Origin of the sequence: Streptomyces sp. NPDC060002, assembly GCF_042737245.1 — a bacterium.
Lineage (GTDB): Bacteria > Actinomycetota > Actinomycetes > Streptomycetales > Streptomycetaceae > Streptomyces.
In genome coordinates this window covers 134,896-150,928 of record NZ_JBHWUW010000004.1, presented here as the reverse complement: position 1 = coordinate 150,928, position 16,033 = coordinate 134,896, and the positions used below count along the sequence as shown (strand labels likewise).

Sequence of the window (16,033 nt, the reverse complement as noted above, 5' to 3'; positions counted from 1 at the left end):
GATGCTGCCTCTCCATGAACCGGGTGGTGACTGCGTGCTCTCCGGGCTTGCGATAGTGAACGTAATTCGGAGCCAACAAAATCGTCAACAATCTGCGGGACATTCACGGGCGACGCACAGTTTCATGGTGAACACACAGCGATCTCTCATGAGGGACATCGCGGGACGGTCGTGAGGGGCATCGCGGGACGGTCGTGAGGGGCATCGCGGGACGGTCGTGAGGGACATCGCGGGACGGCCGTGAGGGGCATCGCGGGACGGCCGTGAGGGGTGTCGCGGGGACGGCCGTGAGGGGTGTCGCGGGGACGGCCGTGAGGGGTGTCGCGGGGACGGCCGTGGGCAAGGCGCGGCCTTCCAGGATCCGACTGGCTGACGTACCGTCAGATCCATGGAGATGGGCAACCGTTTCGACGTCCCCGAGGCCGACGCCTTCACCCGCGCGTACTGGGACGCGGCCGCCGGGGGCCGGCTGCTGATCCGGCGCTGCGGGGCCTGCGCACGGGCCCACCACTACCCCCGGGAGTTCTGCCCGCACTGCTGGAGCGAGGACGTGACCTGGGAGGACGCGAGCGGCCTGGCCACCCTCTACACCTGGTCCGTCGTCCACCGCAACGACCTGCCGCCCTTCGCGGGGCGGACACCGTACGTCGCGGCGGTGGTCGACCTGGCGGAGGGGCCGCGGATGTCCACGGAGATCGTGGGGGCGGGGGCGGAGCTGCGGGCGGGGCTGGAGCTGGCGGTCGCGTTCCGGGACGGGGTGCCGGTGTTCCGGCCCGCGCCGTGAAAGACCGGCGGTGTTCAATGGCCCGATGACCGACACGCGCGAGCAGCACCCGACCCCCCTCGCCCCCGGTCTCCACGGTCATGGCCTGACCCTGCGGCCCTGGGACCCGGAGTCCGCCACCGACGTTCAGGCCTGGCTGCGCGGGCACGTCGACCCGGAGTTCGTACGCTGGAACACCCCGCTGCGCACGATCACCGACACCGCCGACGCCCGGGCCTCCCTGGAGGGCAGGAGCGCGGACATGGCCGCCGGACGCGCCATGGCGTTCTGCGTCACGGACGCGGCCGACGGCACGATCCTCGGGCAGGTCGGAGTCAACATGATCGACCAGGTGCTGAGCTTCGCCAGAGTCGGCTACTGGATCCTGCCGGAGGCGCGGGGCCGGCATGTCGCCACCCGCTCCCTGCTGCTCGCGGCCCGGTGGGCGTTCGCCGAGACCGGTCTGCACCGGCTGGAGCTGGGCCACGCGCTCGGTCACGACGCCTCCTGCCGGATCGCCGAGCGCTGCGGCTTCCGGTGCGAGGGGACCCTGCGCGGCGCGATGTGGGATGCGGGCCGCCGGGACGCCTTCCGGGACCTCCATCTGCACGGCCGGCTGACGACGGACCCGGAGCCCGTGTGGGCGTGAGGCAGGACACCGACAGGCCGTGGGCGGGGCGTGCCACCTCCTCTTTCGGCCGGCACCGGCAGCCGAGACGCCTCGGCACCACCGTCTCAAGGGCAGCCTGGCACACGGCACGCACCGGGGGCGGACCTGCCGGCAGTGGCAGATCGAGGTGACCGGGGGCGGGCGGGTCTGGTATCTCCTCGATACGTCCCGTGCCACCTGTTGGATCACCTTCGCCGGGACAGGGCACCCTCGTGCCACGGACCGTTTCTGAGGGGTGTTCTCAGGGCCACAGCTGTTCCCTGGACCAGGACTCGCCCGACCGGCGGTATCTCAGCCGCGCGTGACGGCGGGCGCTGTCCCCCTGGAAGAACTCCACCTCGTCCGGACGCAGTCGGTACAGGGTCCAGGTCGGGGACTTGGCAGTCGGGTGCTCGCGGGCGTGTTCCCAGGCCGCCTGGGACGCGCTCGTCAGTTCCTCCGTCGAGGCCAGGACCTCGCTCTGCCGTCCGGTCAGGGCGGCGGCCAGGGCGCCTGTCGAGCGGGCGTGCAGGTCGGCCTGGGCCTCCTCGGAGGGGGCGGAGGCGACCGGTCCGCGTACCCGGACCTGGCGGCCCAGCACCGGCCAGTAGAAGGTCAGGGCCGCGTACGGGCGGGCGGCGAGCTGGCGGCCCTTCCGGCTGGTGGCGTGGGTCGCGAAGGCCCAGCCGTCCGCGTCGGCGCCGTGCAGCATCACGATGCGGGCGTCCGGAAGGCCGTCCTCGCCGACGGTGGCGAGGGTCGTCGTGTGCGGCTCCCGCTCGCCCGCCGCCACCGCCTCCGCGAACCAGTCGGTGAAGAGGGACAGCGGCTCGGCGGGCGCCGCCTCCGGGGCGAACGGCGGCAGCGCGGTCACCTCCGGGTCCCACACCCGCAGCGACCTCAGCAGCTCATGAAGATCCTTGGCCATGCAGCGAGAGTATGCGGCAGCGAGAGTATGCGGTCAGTGCCGGGCGAACTGGACCCGCGTCGACTGCACCACGTCCGCCCGCACGGCGATCCCCTCGACCGTCAGCCGCTCCCCGTAGATGTCGGTGAGCCGGAGCGCGCCGCCGCAGCCGGTGCCCTGCTCGGAGAGGAAGTAGTTGTACTCGGTGCGCGCCAGACTGGTCCAGCCGGCGCTCGTGCGGACCTCCAGCCGGGCCAGCGGATTGCGGTGGCCGATCGCCTGGATGCCGCACCAGTACTGGCTGGACCCGGTCTTGTAGCGGATCGAGACCGTGTCGGACGTGGCGGGGCTCAGCAGGCTCCACGTGATCGGGATCCGGCCCGCCGAGAGGGGAGCCAGCTTCGCGAAGGCCTGTTGGCTGAGGTCGAGTTGGCCGGCCTCGCAGGGCGCCGGGCACTCGTTGGTGATCCGGACCGTGATCGACGCTCCGCTCCCGGCCCGGACGAGGACGTACGCGCCGCACGCCTTGGACGTCTCGTAGTCGGCGGTGTTCATCGCCGCGGTCATGACGTCGGAGGTCGGGCCGTAGGAGCAGGCGCCGCCGCCGTTCCCGACGTCGTAGGCGGTGGCGACGCCCCGGTAGGCGGTCCCGGGCGCGATCCGCCCCGCCTGCGGTGCCGCGCCGGACGCCGTCCGCGCGGCGGGCGCGGCCGAGCGCCCGCTCGACGAGCCGGACGCGCCGGTCGGGGTGGCGGCGGGCGTGGCGGCCTCGCCGGCCGTCGCACTCGGGGACGCGGTGGACGTCGTGGACGGCTTCGGCTTCGGCGACGGTGACACGCCGGCCCCGGTCGCCGTCGGCGAACCGCTCACCCCGGCCCCGGCGGCGGGCTCGACCGTGCGCGCCCCGCCGGCGGCCCCGGCATCGGCCCCGCCGTCGGGACGGAAGGCCACGACCAGGGACACGACGAGCGCGACGGCCGCCACGGCGACCACCGTGACGACGGGGACGCGGCGCGTGCGCCCCTCGGGGCGGGATCGGCGGTGCGAGGAGGGTGCCACGGATGAATCCTTACGCGGTTCGGCTGAGCATGTCCTGGAAAGCGTTCGACTCGTCAGTCGCCGCCGGACCCGCAAAGGTTGCCGCTCCCGGCGGAAGAACCCGGCCGCGCCTGAGTACACGTACTCAGCGAGGTTGGGTCCCTCGGCCCTGACGCGGCCGGTCCGCGCTCGCGACGATGGGTGTCCCCTGTGTCGAGAGAGGTGCTCATGGGCCGTGACCTTCAGCTGCGTACCGCCACTTCGGAGGATCTCGAGTGGATCCACGTGTTGCGTCACCGGGTGTACGCGCAGGAGCTGGGCCAGCACGCGCCGGATCCCGCCGGACGGCTCCGCGACGGGCTGGACGGCGACAACGTCTACCTGGTCGCGGCACGGGGAGCGGTCCGGATCGGCTTCGTCAGCCTGACCCCGCCCTGGCTGGAGCGGTACGGACTGGACAAGTACCTGACCCGCGACGAACTGCCGCTGCTGAACGACGGTGACCTGTTCGAGGTGCGCATCCTCACCGTCGAGCCGCGCTGGCGGGCCACCGCGGCGGCACCGCTGCTGATGTACGCGGCCCTGCGCTGGATCGCCTCCAGGGGCGGCCACCGGGTGGTGGCGATGGGCCGCACCGAGCTGCTCGACATGTACCTGGCCGCCGGGCTGCGCCCCGTCGGCCGTACCGTCCACAGCGGCGCGGTCACGTTCGAGGTGCTGACCGGCGGCGTGACCGAGCTGGCCACAGGCACGATGGACCGCTACCGCGCCCTGCTGAGGCGTCTCGAGTCCACGGTGGACTGGCGGCTGGACATGCCGTTCGCCCCCCGGCCGGACGGCTGCGAACACGGAGGTGCCTCGTTCACCGCCATCGGTACGGACTTCCGCAGCCTGCACCGGCGCCATCGGATCGTCGCGGCCGATGTGCTGGACGCATGGTTCCCGCCGGCCCCGGGGGCGCGGGCGGCGCTCACGGAGGATCCGGCCTGGGCCGCCCGGACCTCGCCGCCGACCGGCGCCGAGGGCCTGCTGGCGGAGATCGCCACGGCCCGCGGGCTGCCGGTGGAGACACTCGCGGTCGGCGCCGGTTCGTCCGACCTGATCTTCAGGGCGTTCGGCCGGTGGCTGACCCCGGACAGCAGGGTGCTGCTCATGGACCCGGGCTACGGCGAGTACGCCCACGTCACGGAGCGGGTGATCGGCTGCCGGGTGGACCGGTTCCGGCTGCGCCGGGAGGACGGCTGGCGGATCGACCCGGACCGGCTGTCCGCCGCCGTCGGGTCCGGCGGCTACGACCTCGTGGTGGTGGTCAACCCGAACAACCCGACCGGACGTCACGCACCGGCCGCCGAGCTGCGCGCGGTGATGGCCGGCGCGCCGGCCCGGACCCGCTGGTGGATCGACGAGGCGTACCTGGGCTACGTCGACCCGGCCGAGTCGCTCGCGGGCCTCGCCGCGACGGACCCCCGGGTGGTGGTCTGCACCTCACTGTCCAAGATGTACGCGCTGTCCGGGATGCGGGCCGCCTATCTGGTGGCCGAGCCGGCCACCGCGGCGCGGCTGCGCCTGTGGACACCGCCCTGGCCGGTCAGTCTCCCGGCGCAGCTCGCCGCGGTGGCGGCCCTGCGCGACCCGGAGCACTACGTCGACTGCCGGCTGCGCACCCACGCGCTGCGCCGACGGCTGGCCGCCGACCTGGCCGGGCTGGACGAGACCGTGGTGGTCGAGGAAGGCGTCGCGAACTTCCTCAACCTGACCCTGCCGTCCGGCGGGCCGAGTGCCGCCCAACTGGTGAACGAGTGCCGCCGCCACGACGTGTACCTGCGCGATCTGTCGCCGTTGTCGTCGCAGTACCAGGGGCGCACGGTGCGCGTCGCGGTCAGGGACACCGCCGAGAACGCCCGCATCGTGGCCGGGTGCCGGGCCGCCCTGGACGCGCTGCGGCCTGATCCGGCCCCGCGCGGCGCGCTGCCCGCGGCGGTTTCCACGGCCGGGACCGCCGCCGGGACCGCCCGGTGATCACCGTGGCCTCGCTGGCGCCCTACCTCGGTGGGGCGCTGGCGCTGGGTGGTGTCGCGGTCGCGGCGACCCGGCGCCGTGAGCTGCTGATCCGGTGGTGCGCCTGGGCGGTCGGAGTACCCCTGGTCACCGGTGCGTTCTGGTGGGGCCGGCCGGGCGCCGCCCTCGTCGCCCTGGTGGCAGGGGTCATCGCGGTGGCGGAGTTCGGCGGGCTGCTGCGGCTGGGCCGGCCGGACCGGGTGGTGCTGGCCGCGGCGGTGGCGGGCGTGGTGCTGGCCGCCTGGCTGGCGCCCGGGCAGGTGCTCCGGGTGGTGGCGGTCGGGGCGCTCGCGGTGGCCGCGGTGCCGCTGCTGACCGGCGACGCCGACCGCGGCCTGCACCGGCTCGGCGCGGGGCTGCTCGGACTGGCCTGGCTGAGTGTGCTGGCCGCGCTGGTGCCGCTCGGGGCGAGCGCGCTCGCGCTGTTCGTGGCGGTCTCGATCGCCGACATCGTGGCGTACTTCGCCGGTCGGCGGCTGGGCGGGCCGCGGCTGTCGCCGCTGTCACCGGCCAAGCGGTGGAGCGGGACCCTGGCGGGGGCCACGGCCGGGCTCGGGGTGCTCGCTGTGCTGTCCGCGCTGAGCTGGCCGATGGCGATCGCCGTCGCGGTCGGCGGCCCGGCCGGGGACCTTCTCGAATCCATGGTCAAACGGGGTGCGGGGACGAAGGACGCCGGCCGTTGGCTCCCGGGCTCCGGCGGCCTCCTGGACCGGATCGACTCAACTCTTGTCGCACTGGCGGTCCTGCTGGTCCTGAGCTGACCCTCGTCGGCGGCCGGGCCGCGAGTGACCTGACCGAGGCGGCGGCGGTTTCGGTCCCGTGCCTCGCACCGACGTCCTGCCGTTCTGCTGGTCCGGCCGGTCCGGCCGGTCCGGCCGGTCCGGCCGGTTCTGCCGTCCTGCCGGTCCCGCGCGGACCCCCATCGACCCGCGAGGGGCCGAGCCGCCGTGCGTGACCTGCCGGGCGCGGTGGGTCTCAGTCCCGGCCCAGGACCACCGTGCCCGACGAGCAGAACCAGCCGCCGGTCCCGGAGGCGACGCCCAGCCGGGGCACGTCCCCGTCCGGTGTCCTCACCTGTCGCTCCCCGCACTCGCCCCGCAGCTGCCGTACCGCCTCCACCAGCAGGAACAGCCCCCGCATGCCCGGATGCTGGGCCGAGAGCCCGCCCCCGTCCGTGTTCACCGGCAGAGCGCCGGACAGGGTCAGCCGCCCCTTCTCCACGAACGCGCCGCCCTCGCCCTTCGCGCAGAAGCCCAGGTCCTCGAGGGTCACCAGCGTCATGTAGGTGAACGCGTCGTAGATCTCGGCGAAGTCCATCTCCCGCGGACGCAGCCCCGCCCGCTCGAACGCCAGCCGGCCGCTCACCGCCGCGGGCGAGACGGTGAAGTCGTCCCACTCGGACATCGAGGCGTGCGAGACGTGCTCCCCCGTCCCGAGGATCCACACCGGGGCCGTGCGGCAGTCGCGTACGTACTCCTCGGCCGCCAGGAGCACCGCCGCGCCGCCGTCGGAGCGCAGACAGCAGTGCAGTTTCGTGAAGGGGTCGGCGACCATCGGGCCGGACAGGACGTCGTCCACCGTCACCGGGTCGCGGAACATCGCGTCGGGGTTCAGGGCCGCGTTCGCTCTCGCCTGGACCGCCACCTCCGCCAACTGCTCGATCGTCGTGCCGTACTGGAGCATGTGGCGGCGGGCGGCCATCGCGTACTTGGCGATCAGGGTGTGGCCGTAGGGGACCTCGAACTGGAGCGGGCCGCGGCCGCCGAAGGCGAAGGTGCCGGTGCGGCGGCCCGCCTTCACGTCCGCGCGGGCCGTCGAGCCGTACGCCAGCAGGACCGCGTTCGCGTGCCCGGCGGCGATCGCGTCGGCAGCGTGCGCGGCCATGACCTCCCAGGTCGAACCGCCTACGGAGGTGGAGTCGACCCAGCTGGGCCGCAGGCCGAGGTAGTCCGCCACCTCGACGGGGGCCAGCGTGCCGAGCCCGGCGGACGCGAAGCCGTCCACCCGCGACCGGTCGAGCCCCGCGTCCGCCAGCGCCCGCCGGGCCGCCTGGGCGTGCAGGGCGTAGGGGGTGGCGTCTTCCACTCGGCCGCAGTCGGAGAGGGCGACGCCGACCACGGCCACTTTCCGGGTACCGGATGCGGAGGGCATAAATCTGACGGTACATCAGGCACCGGCTGCCCTGACAGGTGCCGCCTCTCTGGGCATTCCCGTCCCCCCGCCCTAATATGACGCACCGTCAGATCCGGATGAGAGGGGTGGGTGGCCATGGACCCCGGCTTCACCGCCGAACAGGACGGGATCCGCCGCACGTTGCGCGAACTGCTCCACAAACGCTGCGGCCCCGAAGAGCTGCGCGCCGCCCTGGACACCCCCGGCGGCCACGACCCCGCGCTCTGGACCGCCCTCGCCGAGCAGCTCGGGCTGCCCGGCCTCGCGCTCCCCGAGGCGTACGGCGGTGTCGGCTGCCAGGTAACCGACCTCGCCCTCGCCGCCGAGGAGACCGGCCGGGCGCTCGCCCCCACCCCGCTCCTCGCGACCTCGGTCCTCGCCGCGCCGCTGATCCTCGCCCTCGGCACCGACGCCCAGCGCGCCGACCTGCTGCCCCGGATCTCCGACGGCACCCTGACCGCCGCCCTCGCCGTGCCCGCGCCTGCCCTGGCCACCGCCCTCGCCCTGACCGGTCCCGGGGACGGCGACTGGTCAGGCGGCGGGCGCGCGGGCGGGATCCAGGCCCGGCCGGCCCAGGGCGTCTGGCGGCTGTACGGGGAGGCCGCGCAGGTGCTCGACGGGCACAGTGCCGGCGCGCTGGTGGTCGCGGCGCACACCGGCGGGTTCGTACGGTCGCGCACCCTGCTGTTCGTCGTGGCGGGGGACGCCGTCGGGCTCGTCCGCACCCGGCAGACGGCCCTGGACGCGACCCGCCCGCAGGCACGGGTCCAACTTCGCGATGTACGGGCCGAGTTGCTCGGGACTGAGGAGACGGGCGTGCCGGATGCCCTCTCCCGCGCCGGTGACCTCGCGGCCGCCTTCCTCGCCTGCGAGGCCGTCGGGGCGGCCGACCGCGCGCTGGAGCGGACCGTCGAGTACCTCGGCCGGCGGGAACAGTTCGGGCGGGTGATCGGCTCCTTCCAGGCGGTCCAGCACCGACTGGCCGACGTATACGTGCGGATCCAGGCGGCCAGGTCCGCCGCGTACTACGCCGCCTGGGCGGCGGGCGACCAAAGCGGCGGTCGTGGTGAGCGGGTCGGTGGGCTTGCTCTTGCCCAGGCGCTGGAGGCCCTGCGCCGTGCGGCTGCCGAGGGCATTCAGCTGCACGGCGGCATCGGCTTCACCTGGGAGCACGAGGCGCACCTGTTCTTCAAGCGGGCCGCCGGCGACGACCTGCTGTTCGGGCCCGTGCACCGGCTGCGCGCGCACGCGGCCGAGGAGGCCCGGCTCTTCGAGCGGACGGAGGTGTCGGTGTGATCGGCGTCCGGGCGGTGCAGAAGATCTCCTCGACGCGGACCTTCGCGAAGGTCGCGCCGCATGTCATCCCCGCCCTCGACCGGGCCGTCCACCGTCTCACCCGGGGAAAGGTGCTGCTCAGCGCCCAGATGCTGCCCGGGGTGATCCTGACGTCCACCGGGGCGAGAAGCGGACTGCCGCGTCGCGCGCCGCTGGCCTGCATGCCCGGGGAGAGGGGCGGCAGCTGGATCCTGATCGGCTCCAACTTCGGCCGCACCGGGCACCCCGCCTGGACCGGCAATCTCCTGGCCCACCCGGACGCCGAGATCAACTGGAAGGGCACGGACATCCCGGTGACGGCCGTGCTGCTGACGGGGGAGGAGCGGGCGGCCGTCTGGAAGGCCCTGCTGGCGTTCTGGCCGCCGTACGCGACGTATCAGGCACGGGTGGAGCGGGAGATCAGGCTGTTCCGGCTCACCCCGAGGGCCTGGAGGACCTAGGGGACCGGACCTGGAGGGCCTAGGGGGCCTAGGGGGCCGGACCTGGAGGGCCTAGGGGGCCAGGGAATGTAGAGGACCTGGACGGCCCAGGGGGACCGGCGGGCCTGGCGGACCGGGGGTGGGTCAGCCAGGAGGGCTAGAAGGCGTGTTGGATCAGCAGGAACGTGCCGATTCCCAGCATCGCCGCGCCGGACGTGCGGGTCACCGCCCGGGCCGCCGCCGGGCGGGCGCCCAGCAGCCTGCGGGCCAGGACGCCCACCGTCAGATAGACGGCGGCGCAGCACGCCATGTGCAGCAGCCCGAGGACGGTCGTCTGGACGGCCACCGGAACCTGCCCGTCCCCCGTGGTGAGGAACTGCGGCAGGACCGAGAGGTAGAGCAGCAGGCCCTTGGGGTTCAGGCCGCTGATCGTGGCCCCGCGCAGGAACACCCGCGCGCCGCCCGCCGCGACCTCCTCTCCCGCGCCCGGCGTCCCCGGCCGCCGCAGCACGGCCCACCCCAGCCACACCAGGTACGCCGCGCCCGCCACCGTCAGCCCGGCGAGCAGCGTCGGCGACCCCGCGACCAGCACGGCGAGGCCCGCCGCGGCCAGCACCGTGTGCAGGGCGTACCCGCTCACCAGGCCGCCCACCGCCGCGCCCACCGAACGTCCGCGCAGCCCGGCGGAGATCACGTACGCCCAGTCGGCGCCCGGCACGCACACCAGCAGCAGGTCGACGGCGAGGAAGGAAATCAGCGTCCCGGAGTTCATACCGGGGACATTAGGCGCGATGCGGCCGAAAGTGTTCCCGAAGTTTTCGCAGATCAGGGTGTTCTGGGGGAAGATCTACCCCATGGATGACGTGGACCGGAAGATTCTTGCCGAGCTTCAGCAGGACGGGCGGCTGACCGTGACCGAGCTGGCCGCGCGGGTGCGGCTGAGCGTCTCGCCCTGTCACCGGCGGCTGCGGGAGCTGGAGCGGTCCGGGGCGATCAGCGGCTACCGGGCGGCGGTGGAGCCGTCCGCCGTCGGGCTGACCTTCGAGGCGCTGGTCTTCGTCTCGATGCGGCAGGAGGACCGGGACACGGTCGCCGAGTTCGAGCGGGCGGTGGGCGAGGTGGAGCACGTCCTCGACGCGCAGCGGCTGTTCGGGGAGCCCGACTACCTGCTGCGGGTGGCCACCGCCGACCTCGCGGCCTTCCAGCGGCTGTACGACGAGCGCCTCGCCACCCTGCCGGGGGTGCAGCGGCTGACGTCGACGCTGGTGATGAAGCACGTGGTGAAGGACCGGCCGCTGCCCGCCTGAGGCCGACAGCGCGGCAGGCGGCAGCTCACCCGGGTGAGCTGCCGCCTGACAGACAGGACGTGACGGTAAGGACAGTGGGGGCGGGCTACTTCGTCGGCTTCTTGCCGGTGATGCCCAGGTGCACCAACAGGGCCAGGTTCGGCTTGAGTTCAGCCTGCTTGACGCCCCACGTCTGGAAGCCCTTCTGGTGCGAGGCGACCGCCGCGAGCATCGCGACGAGGGCGCCGGCGACCGCGGCCGGGTTCACGTCCTTGTCGACCTTGCCCTTGGACTGCAGCTCGGCGACCGCGTCCGAAAGGGAGTTGTTCACCGAGTTGAGGATCTTCATGCGGAGTTTGTAGAAGCGCTTGTCGCCCTCCGCCGCGCCGAGGTCGACGACCCGGAGGATCGCGTCGTTCCTCCGCCAGAACTCCAGGAAGCCGTCCACGAGTTCCTGCGCCGTCTGCCAGCCCGCCTTGCCGACCCACGACCGCCCCTGGACGAGGCCGGTCAACTCGGCTCCCTCGGTGGCCATTTGCTCGGCGATCTCCAGGACGGCGCCTTCGACGTCCGGGAAGTACTGGTAGAAGGTCGCGGGCGAAGTGCCTGCCTTCCGGGCGACGTCGATGACCTTGACGTCGCGGTACGGAGAGGAGCTGAGCATCTCGCTGAGGCAGTCGAGCAGCTTCTGCCGCGTCGCCTGCCCGCGCCGACCGGCCACGCGGCCGTCGACGGTACGCACTTGTCCTGTCATGCCGTCAGCTTACCGAGGGGTGATCGGAGCGCGATTCGGCCGACTGCAAATGGGGTGCGCGGGGGTGCGGAGGCGGGTGTGCCTGGTCTGCGGCTTGCGTGCGGCGCCGTTAGTTTGGCTGCATGGCCGAAAACAGGGCATCGGTGTACGCAGAGGGCGTCCCCTGCTGGGTGGACGCGCAGCTCCCCGACGTGGACGCGGGCAAGCGGTTCTACGGGGAGCTCTTCGGGTGGGGTTTCGAGGAGGCGTACGGCTCCTCCGTGTGGGCCCGGCTGGAGGGCGCGCCGGTGGCGGCGCTCGCCCACAAGTCGGACGGCCGGATGCCCACCGTCTGGACGGTGTACTTCGCGACCCCGGACGCGCAGAAGACCGTCCACCGCATCCGCAACGCCGGCGGGCAGGTCGTCATGGGGCCGCTGCCGGTCGGCCGGGAGGGCACCGCCGTGCTCGCCGCCGACCCGGAGGGCGCGGTGTTCGGCCTGTGGCAGCCGGACGGCCACCCCGGCTTCGGTGTGCGGCACCGACCCGGCACCTTCGCCTGGGCACAGCTCTACGCCCGGGACACCGAGGCCGCCAACACGTTCTACGGGCACCTCTTCCACGAGGCGCTGTTCGGCCCGGGCGCCGCACCCGACTTCGGACGGGCGCCGGTCGGCGATGTCTTCCCGGAGGTCATGCCGCCGCATTTCCTCGTCCACTTCGGCGTGCGGGACTGCGCGGCCGCGCTCGGCGCGGTGACCCGGCTCGGCGGGCGGGTACAGGCGGGTCCGTTCACCGCCTCGTACGGAATCGTGGCGGTCGTCACGGACAATCAAGGGGCGTCGTTCGCGCTTCTCCAGCGCTGACAGGCGCCGTATGCGGGCTGTATGCGCGTATATGAAATGAGACACCCCGATTGCCCCCGGGTTCGCAACCGGCCGTCCGGCCAGGAAGAATCAGGGTGCGTGCCGCCATGGCGGTGCGGTGGTGAGACGCTGCACGGGGGCCGTGTACACAAGTGGGTGACGCGGTTCGTACGGGGAGGTGGCAGGCAAGTGGTGGATCAGCTGACGCAGCACGATCCGCGGCGGATCGGGCCGTTCGAGGTGCTGGGACGGCTGGGGGCCGGCGGCATGGGGCTGGTCTACCTGGCCCGTTCGGCCTCGGGCCGGCGCGTGGCGATCAAGACGGTCCGGACCGAGCTCGCCGAGGACCAGCTCTTCCGGGTGCGTTTCACGCGCGAGGTGGAGGCGGCCCGGGCGGTCTCCGGGTTCTACACGGCCGCCGTCGTCGACGCCGATCCCCGTGCCGCCGTGCCCTGGCTGGCCACCGCGTACGTGCCCGCACCCTCCCTCGAGGAAATAGTGAACGACTGCGGGCCGATGCCGGCCCAGGCGGTGCGCTGGCTGGCGGCGGGCGTCGCCGAGGCGCTCCAGTCGATCCACGGCGCCGGGCTGGTCCACCGTGACCTCAAGCCGTCCAACGTGCTCGTCGTCGAGGACGGGCCCCGGGTGATCGACTTCGGAATCGCGTCCGGCGTTTCGAACACGCGTTTGACGATGACGAACGTGGCCGTCGGCACCCCCGCCTACATGTCCCCCGAGCAGGCGAAGGACTCGCGCAGCGTGACCGGCGCGAGCGATGTCTTCTCGCTCGGCTCGATGCTCGTGTTCGCCGCCACCGGCCATCCGCCCTTCCACGGCGCGAACCCGGTCGAGACGGTCTTCATGCTGCTGCGCGAGGGACCGGACCTTGAGGGCCTGCCGGACGAGCTGCGTCCGCTCATCGAGTCCTGTATGCAGATGGAGGCCACGGCCCGGCCCAACCCGGCCGACCTCCAGGCCCAGCTCGCCCCCCACCTCTTCGGCTCCGGCTCCGACGACAGCGGTACGGCGTCGGCGTGGCTGCCCGAGAAGGCGGTCACCCTCATCGAGACGCGCCGTGGCGGCCGTGCGGCGAAACCGGCGCCCCCGAGCCCCCGCAGCGGCGGCGGAGGCGGCGTGGGCATGGCCCGGCCCGCCGTACCGCCCCCGCCGTCCCACGCGCCCGTGGTCCTCTCCCGCCCGGCGCCCGTGGCCGTCGGCGCCCCCGACGTCGGTCCCGTCCGGCTGGCGGGCGCCGCCGTGCCGATCGGGCCGGGCCCGCGCGTCGCCGACGTCCGTGCCACGGCCGCCGTGAAGGCGCCGGTGGCCGAGCCCGGCCTGGTCGCCAGCTGGTCCCGCCCGCAGCCCGGCGTCAACGGCGCCGACACGACCGTGCCGGCCCCCCAGAGCGCGCCCTCGGAGACCCCGGCGGGCTGGCGGCCCTGGCGTTTTCGCATGTCGAACGATGTGTGGGGCACGCCGTCCGTCGCCGGGGACCTCGTCTACGTCACCTCCTTCGAGGTGCACGCCCTGGACGTGGCCACCGGTCGCCGTCGCTTCAAGACACGGGACGTGGCCTGGTCGATGGCGGTCGCGGACGGCCGGGTGCACGCCTCCGACGGCCCCACCCTGTTCGCCCTGGACGCCCGCGAGGGCGGCGACCTGTGGCGGCTGTCGACGGACGCCTGGGTGTACTCGCTCAAGGCCGACCGGGGCACGGTCATCACCGGCACGCGCGGTGGCGGCGTCCAGGCCTGGGAGGCCTCGGCCGGGCAGAAGCTCTGGGAGATCACCGGCTGCCAGACCGACTTCGAGTCCCCGGAGGCCGGCCCGGTCCTGCACGAGGGCACGGTCTATGTCTGGCAGGACGCCCGGCTCAAGGCCCTGGACGCCCGCACGGGCGAGGAACGCTGGTCGTACCCCATCGGCGACACGGCCTCCTGCGGCGGTGTCCCGGTCCGCGTCACCCCCGCCCCCGACGGCTATGTCTACCTCTCCGCAGGCACCCGCGTCCTCGCCGTCGACGTCGCGAGCGGCATGGTGCGCTGGCACTTCGAGGCCCCGGCGGTGTTCCTGTCCCCGCCGACCTTCGTGTCCGGCCCGGCGGTGACCGGCGGCGGCGTCTATCTCGCCGACTACCTCGGCACCGTGTACGCCATCGACGCCACCGACGGGCGCGACCGCTGGCGCATCGCCACCGAGGCCCGGGCGTCGGTCGACCCGGTGCTGGTGGCCGCCGGCCATGTCCACGTCGGCAGCGGCAAGGGGCTCTACACCCTGGACGCGGTCACCGGCACGCCCAAGTGGCGCTTCCAGGCGGGCGGCGACATCGTGGGCGCCCCGGCGGTCGCCGAGGGCCGTATCCACTTCGGCTCCACGGACCACCTGCTGTACACCCTGAAGGCCGACGACGGCCGGCTGCGCTGGAAGCTGGCGACCGGTGGCGAGATCACCGGCTCCCCGGTCGTCCGCGACGGCGTCGTGTACGCGTCCAGCAAGGACCGCTGTGTGTACGCGCTGGACGCGGAGAAGGGCACGGGCACGGCGAGAACGGCCTGAGCCGGCCGACCCGGTACCCGAACGGCCGAGTACCCGAACGGCCGTCGTGCCGGGTGCACGGAAGGGATCCGGACGGCGGCCGTCACCGCAGACGCTACGCCGGGGACCGGTCGGTCGCCACGCGGTGACATGGCCGTGACAGCTGTTGCCTAGGCTGTCCGAATGGATCGACGGGGGCGGAAACTCAAGTTCACAACGGTGGCGGTGCTCGTCGTACTGGCGCTGACCGGTTTCTCGACGAGCAAGGGGCACGGTCGCAGCAGTCACAGCGGCGGCGGGGGCGGTGGATGCAGCAGCTCCAGCCAGAACCACGACAGCTCGTCGTCGACGTCGGGTTCGACGTCCAGCGGCTCGTCCGGCAGCACGTACCACGACTACGACGACGATGACGACTACACGGACGACACCTACGGCGACGGCGGCTCCTCGAGCACGTCCACGGCGCAGCGGGACGCCACGGTGGAGCTGGTCGACTGCGCGACGCCGAGCGAGGCGTACGCGACGGTCGAGGTCACCAACCCGAACGCGACCGGCGGCTACTTCACCGTCACGGTCGATTTCCTCGACGCCGGTTCCCGGCGGGTGGAGCAGCGCACCACCGACGAGTACGTCGCCGCGAACGACACGGCCACGGTGCAGGTGGACCTGTCCGCCCCGGGCATCGCGGCGAAGGTCGACCACTGCGAGCCGGAGCAGTACGCACCGGCGAACTGACCGGTCGCCTCTCAACGGCCCGACGCCTCCACAGGCACCTCCGCCCACACCGTCTTGCCCACGGGCCGACGAGGAGCGGACCCCCACCGCACGGCCAGGACATCCACCAGGAGCAGTCCTCGACCGGACTCGCCCTCGGGGCACGCCGAGGGCGGGACCGCGGGCGGCCGCTTCGCTGAGGCGGCGTCGGAGACCTCGACACGGATCACGCCCGCGGCCGCGTCGAGGGCCAGCCGGAGGCCGAAGTCCCGCCCGGGGACCCGCCCGTGCCGCACGGCGTTCGCCGCGAGTTCGCCGACGACGAGGGCGACCGCGCAGGACGCGTCCGACGCCGGCGGGTGGCCCCACTCCTCCATGCGCCGGACGGCGAGCCGCCGGGCGAGCCGCGCACCTCGCGGGGTGGAGGCGAACTGCTCCGCGAACGAGGGGAGTTCGCATGGCGCGTTGTCCGAGGTGGTCTTTCCTGTCAGCACGGCTCGTCCGTCCTTGTCTTCTGTCGAGGTCTGTCGAACCTGAGACATCCCGTGACGTACATGA

General features: G+C 73.3%; 16 protein-coding genes. 10 read left to right on the top strand and 6 right to left on the bottom strand.

Annotated features, from left to right (window positions below):
• The first annotated feature begins 394 nt into the window (after positions 1-394).
• The gene (locus tag ACFWBD_RS06005; protein WP_385663609.1) at positions 395-784 is read left to right on the top strand and encodes a Zn-ribbon domain-containing OB-fold protein; all 390 of its coding nucleotides are present in this window, start codon (positions 395-397) and stop codon (positions 782-784) included.
• A gap of 25 nt (positions 785-809) precedes the next feature.
• Positions 810-1,412, top strand: a complete 603-nt coding sequence (locus ACFWBD_RS06000; RefSeq protein ID WP_385663235.1) for a GNAT family N-acetyltransferase — start codon at positions 810-812, stop codon at positions 1,410-1,412.
• A 262-nt stretch (positions 1,413-1,674) separates the two neighbouring features.
• On the opposite strand, the gene ACFWBD_RS05995 is transcribed toward ACFWBD_RS06000, so the two are convergent.
• Both ACFWBD_RS05995 and ACFWBD_RS05990 read right to left on the bottom strand, forming a co-directional pair.
• A complete protein-coding gene (locus tag ACFWBD_RS05995; RefSeq protein WP_385663232.1) occupies positions 1,675-2,340 on the bottom strand; it encodes a pyridoxal 5'-phosphate synthase in 666 nt (221 codons plus the stop codon).
• 33 nt (positions 2,341-2,373) lie between these two features.
• Complete coding sequence (locus ACFWBD_RS05990; RefSeq protein WP_385663230.1) at positions 2,374-3,378, bottom strand: expansin EXLX1 family cellulose-binding protein; 1,005 nt, start codon at positions 3,376-3,378, stop codon at positions 2,374-2,376.
• Positions 3,379-3,585: 207 nt separating this feature from the next.
• Between ACFWBD_RS05990 and ACFWBD_RS05985 the strand changes: the two genes are divergently transcribed.
• Together ACFWBD_RS05985 and ACFWBD_RS05980 are read left to right on the top strand one after the other, a co-directional pair.
• A complete protein-coding gene (locus ACFWBD_RS05985; protein ID WP_385663228.1) occupies positions 3,586-5,376 on the top strand; it encodes an aminotransferase class I/II-fold pyridoxal phosphate-dependent enzyme in 1,791 nt (596 codons plus the stop codon).
• Positions 5,373-6,176, top strand: a complete 804-nt coding sequence (locus ACFWBD_RS05980) for a phosphatidate cytidylyltransferase (RefSeq protein WP_385663226.1) — start codon at positions 5,373-5,375, stop codon at positions 6,174-6,176. Before ACFWBD_RS05985 ends, ACFWBD_RS05980 begins: the two co-directional genes overlap by 4 nt.
• A gap of 214 nt (positions 6,177-6,390) precedes the next feature.
• Here the strand turns inward: ACFWBD_RS05980 and ACFWBD_RS05975 are convergent, their stop codons facing one another.
• Positions 6,391-7,566 (bottom strand): acetyl-CoA acetyltransferase, encoded by a 1,176-nt coding sequence (locus tag ACFWBD_RS05975; protein ID WP_385663223.1) that lies wholly within the window; start codon positions 7,564-7,566, stop codon positions 6,391-6,393.
• Positions 7,567-7,683: 117 nt separating this feature from the next.
• Between ACFWBD_RS05975 and ACFWBD_RS05970 the strand changes: the two genes are divergently transcribed.
• Together ACFWBD_RS05970 and ACFWBD_RS05965 are read left to right on the top strand one after the other, a co-directional pair.
• A complete protein-coding gene (locus ACFWBD_RS05970) occupies positions 7,684-8,883 on the top strand; it encodes an acyl-CoA dehydrogenase family protein (RefSeq protein ID WP_385663606.1) in 1,200 nt (399 codons plus the stop codon).
• A complete protein-coding gene (locus tag ACFWBD_RS05965; RefSeq protein WP_385663220.1) occupies positions 8,880-9,362 on the top strand; it encodes a nitroreductase/quinone reductase family protein in 483 nt (160 codons plus the stop codon). Before ACFWBD_RS05970 ends, ACFWBD_RS05965 begins: the two co-directional genes overlap by 4 nt.
• A 136-nt stretch (positions 9,363-9,498) precedes the next feature.
• On the opposite strand, the gene ACFWBD_RS05960 is transcribed toward ACFWBD_RS05965, so the two are convergent.
• Complete coding sequence (locus ACFWBD_RS05960; protein ID WP_385663216.1) at positions 9,499-10,113, bottom strand: LysE family translocator; 615 nt, start codon at positions 10,111-10,113, stop codon at positions 9,499-9,501.
• 82 nt (positions 10,114-10,195) lie between these two features.
• Between ACFWBD_RS05960 and ACFWBD_RS05955 the strand changes: the two genes are divergently transcribed.
• Positions 10,196-10,648, top strand: a complete 453-nt coding sequence (locus tag ACFWBD_RS05955; protein ID WP_385663212.1) for an Lrp/AsnC family transcriptional regulator — start codon at positions 10,196-10,198, stop codon at positions 10,646-10,648.
• Between the two features lie 85 nt (positions 10,649-10,733).
• Here ACFWBD_RS05955 and ACFWBD_RS05950 read toward each other — a convergent pair whose 3' ends face one another.
• Entirely contained in the window at positions 10,734-11,369 is a 636-nt protein-coding gene (locus ACFWBD_RS05950; protein WP_351763377.1) for a TetR family transcriptional regulator, read from the bottom strand.
• A 134-nt stretch (positions 11,370-11,503) separates the two neighbouring features.
• Here ACFWBD_RS05950 and ACFWBD_RS05945 point away from each other — a divergent pair, with 134 nt between their 5' ends.
• The 3 genes from ACFWBD_RS05945 (at position 11,504) to ACFWBD_RS05935 (ending at position 15,496) form a co-directional block, all read left to right on the top strand.
• A complete protein-coding gene (locus tag ACFWBD_RS05945) occupies positions 11,504-12,226 on the top strand; it encodes a VOC family protein (protein WP_385663209.1) in 723 nt (240 codons plus the stop codon).
• Positions 12,227-12,415: 189 nt separating this feature from the next.
• Positions 12,416-14,782: a PQQ-binding-like beta-propeller repeat protein gene (locus tag ACFWBD_RS05940; RefSeq protein ID WP_385663206.1), complete on the top strand. Its 2,367-nt coding sequence runs from the start codon at positions 12,416-12,418 to the stop codon at positions 14,780-14,782.
• 162 nt (positions 14,783-14,944) lie between these two features.
• On the top strand, positions 14,945-15,496 hold the full coding sequence (locus ACFWBD_RS05935; protein ID WP_385663203.1) for a hypothetical protein: 552 nt from the start codon (positions 14,945-14,947) through the stop codon (positions 15,494-15,496).
• 11 nt (positions 15,497-15,507) lie between these two features.
• Here ACFWBD_RS05935 and ACFWBD_RS05930 read toward each other — a convergent pair whose 3' ends face one another.
• Complete coding sequence (locus ACFWBD_RS05930) at positions 15,508-16,017, bottom strand: ATP-binding protein (protein WP_385663200.1); 510 nt, start codon at positions 16,015-16,017, stop codon at positions 15,508-15,510.
• Positions 16,018-16,033 lie beyond the last annotated feature (16 nt).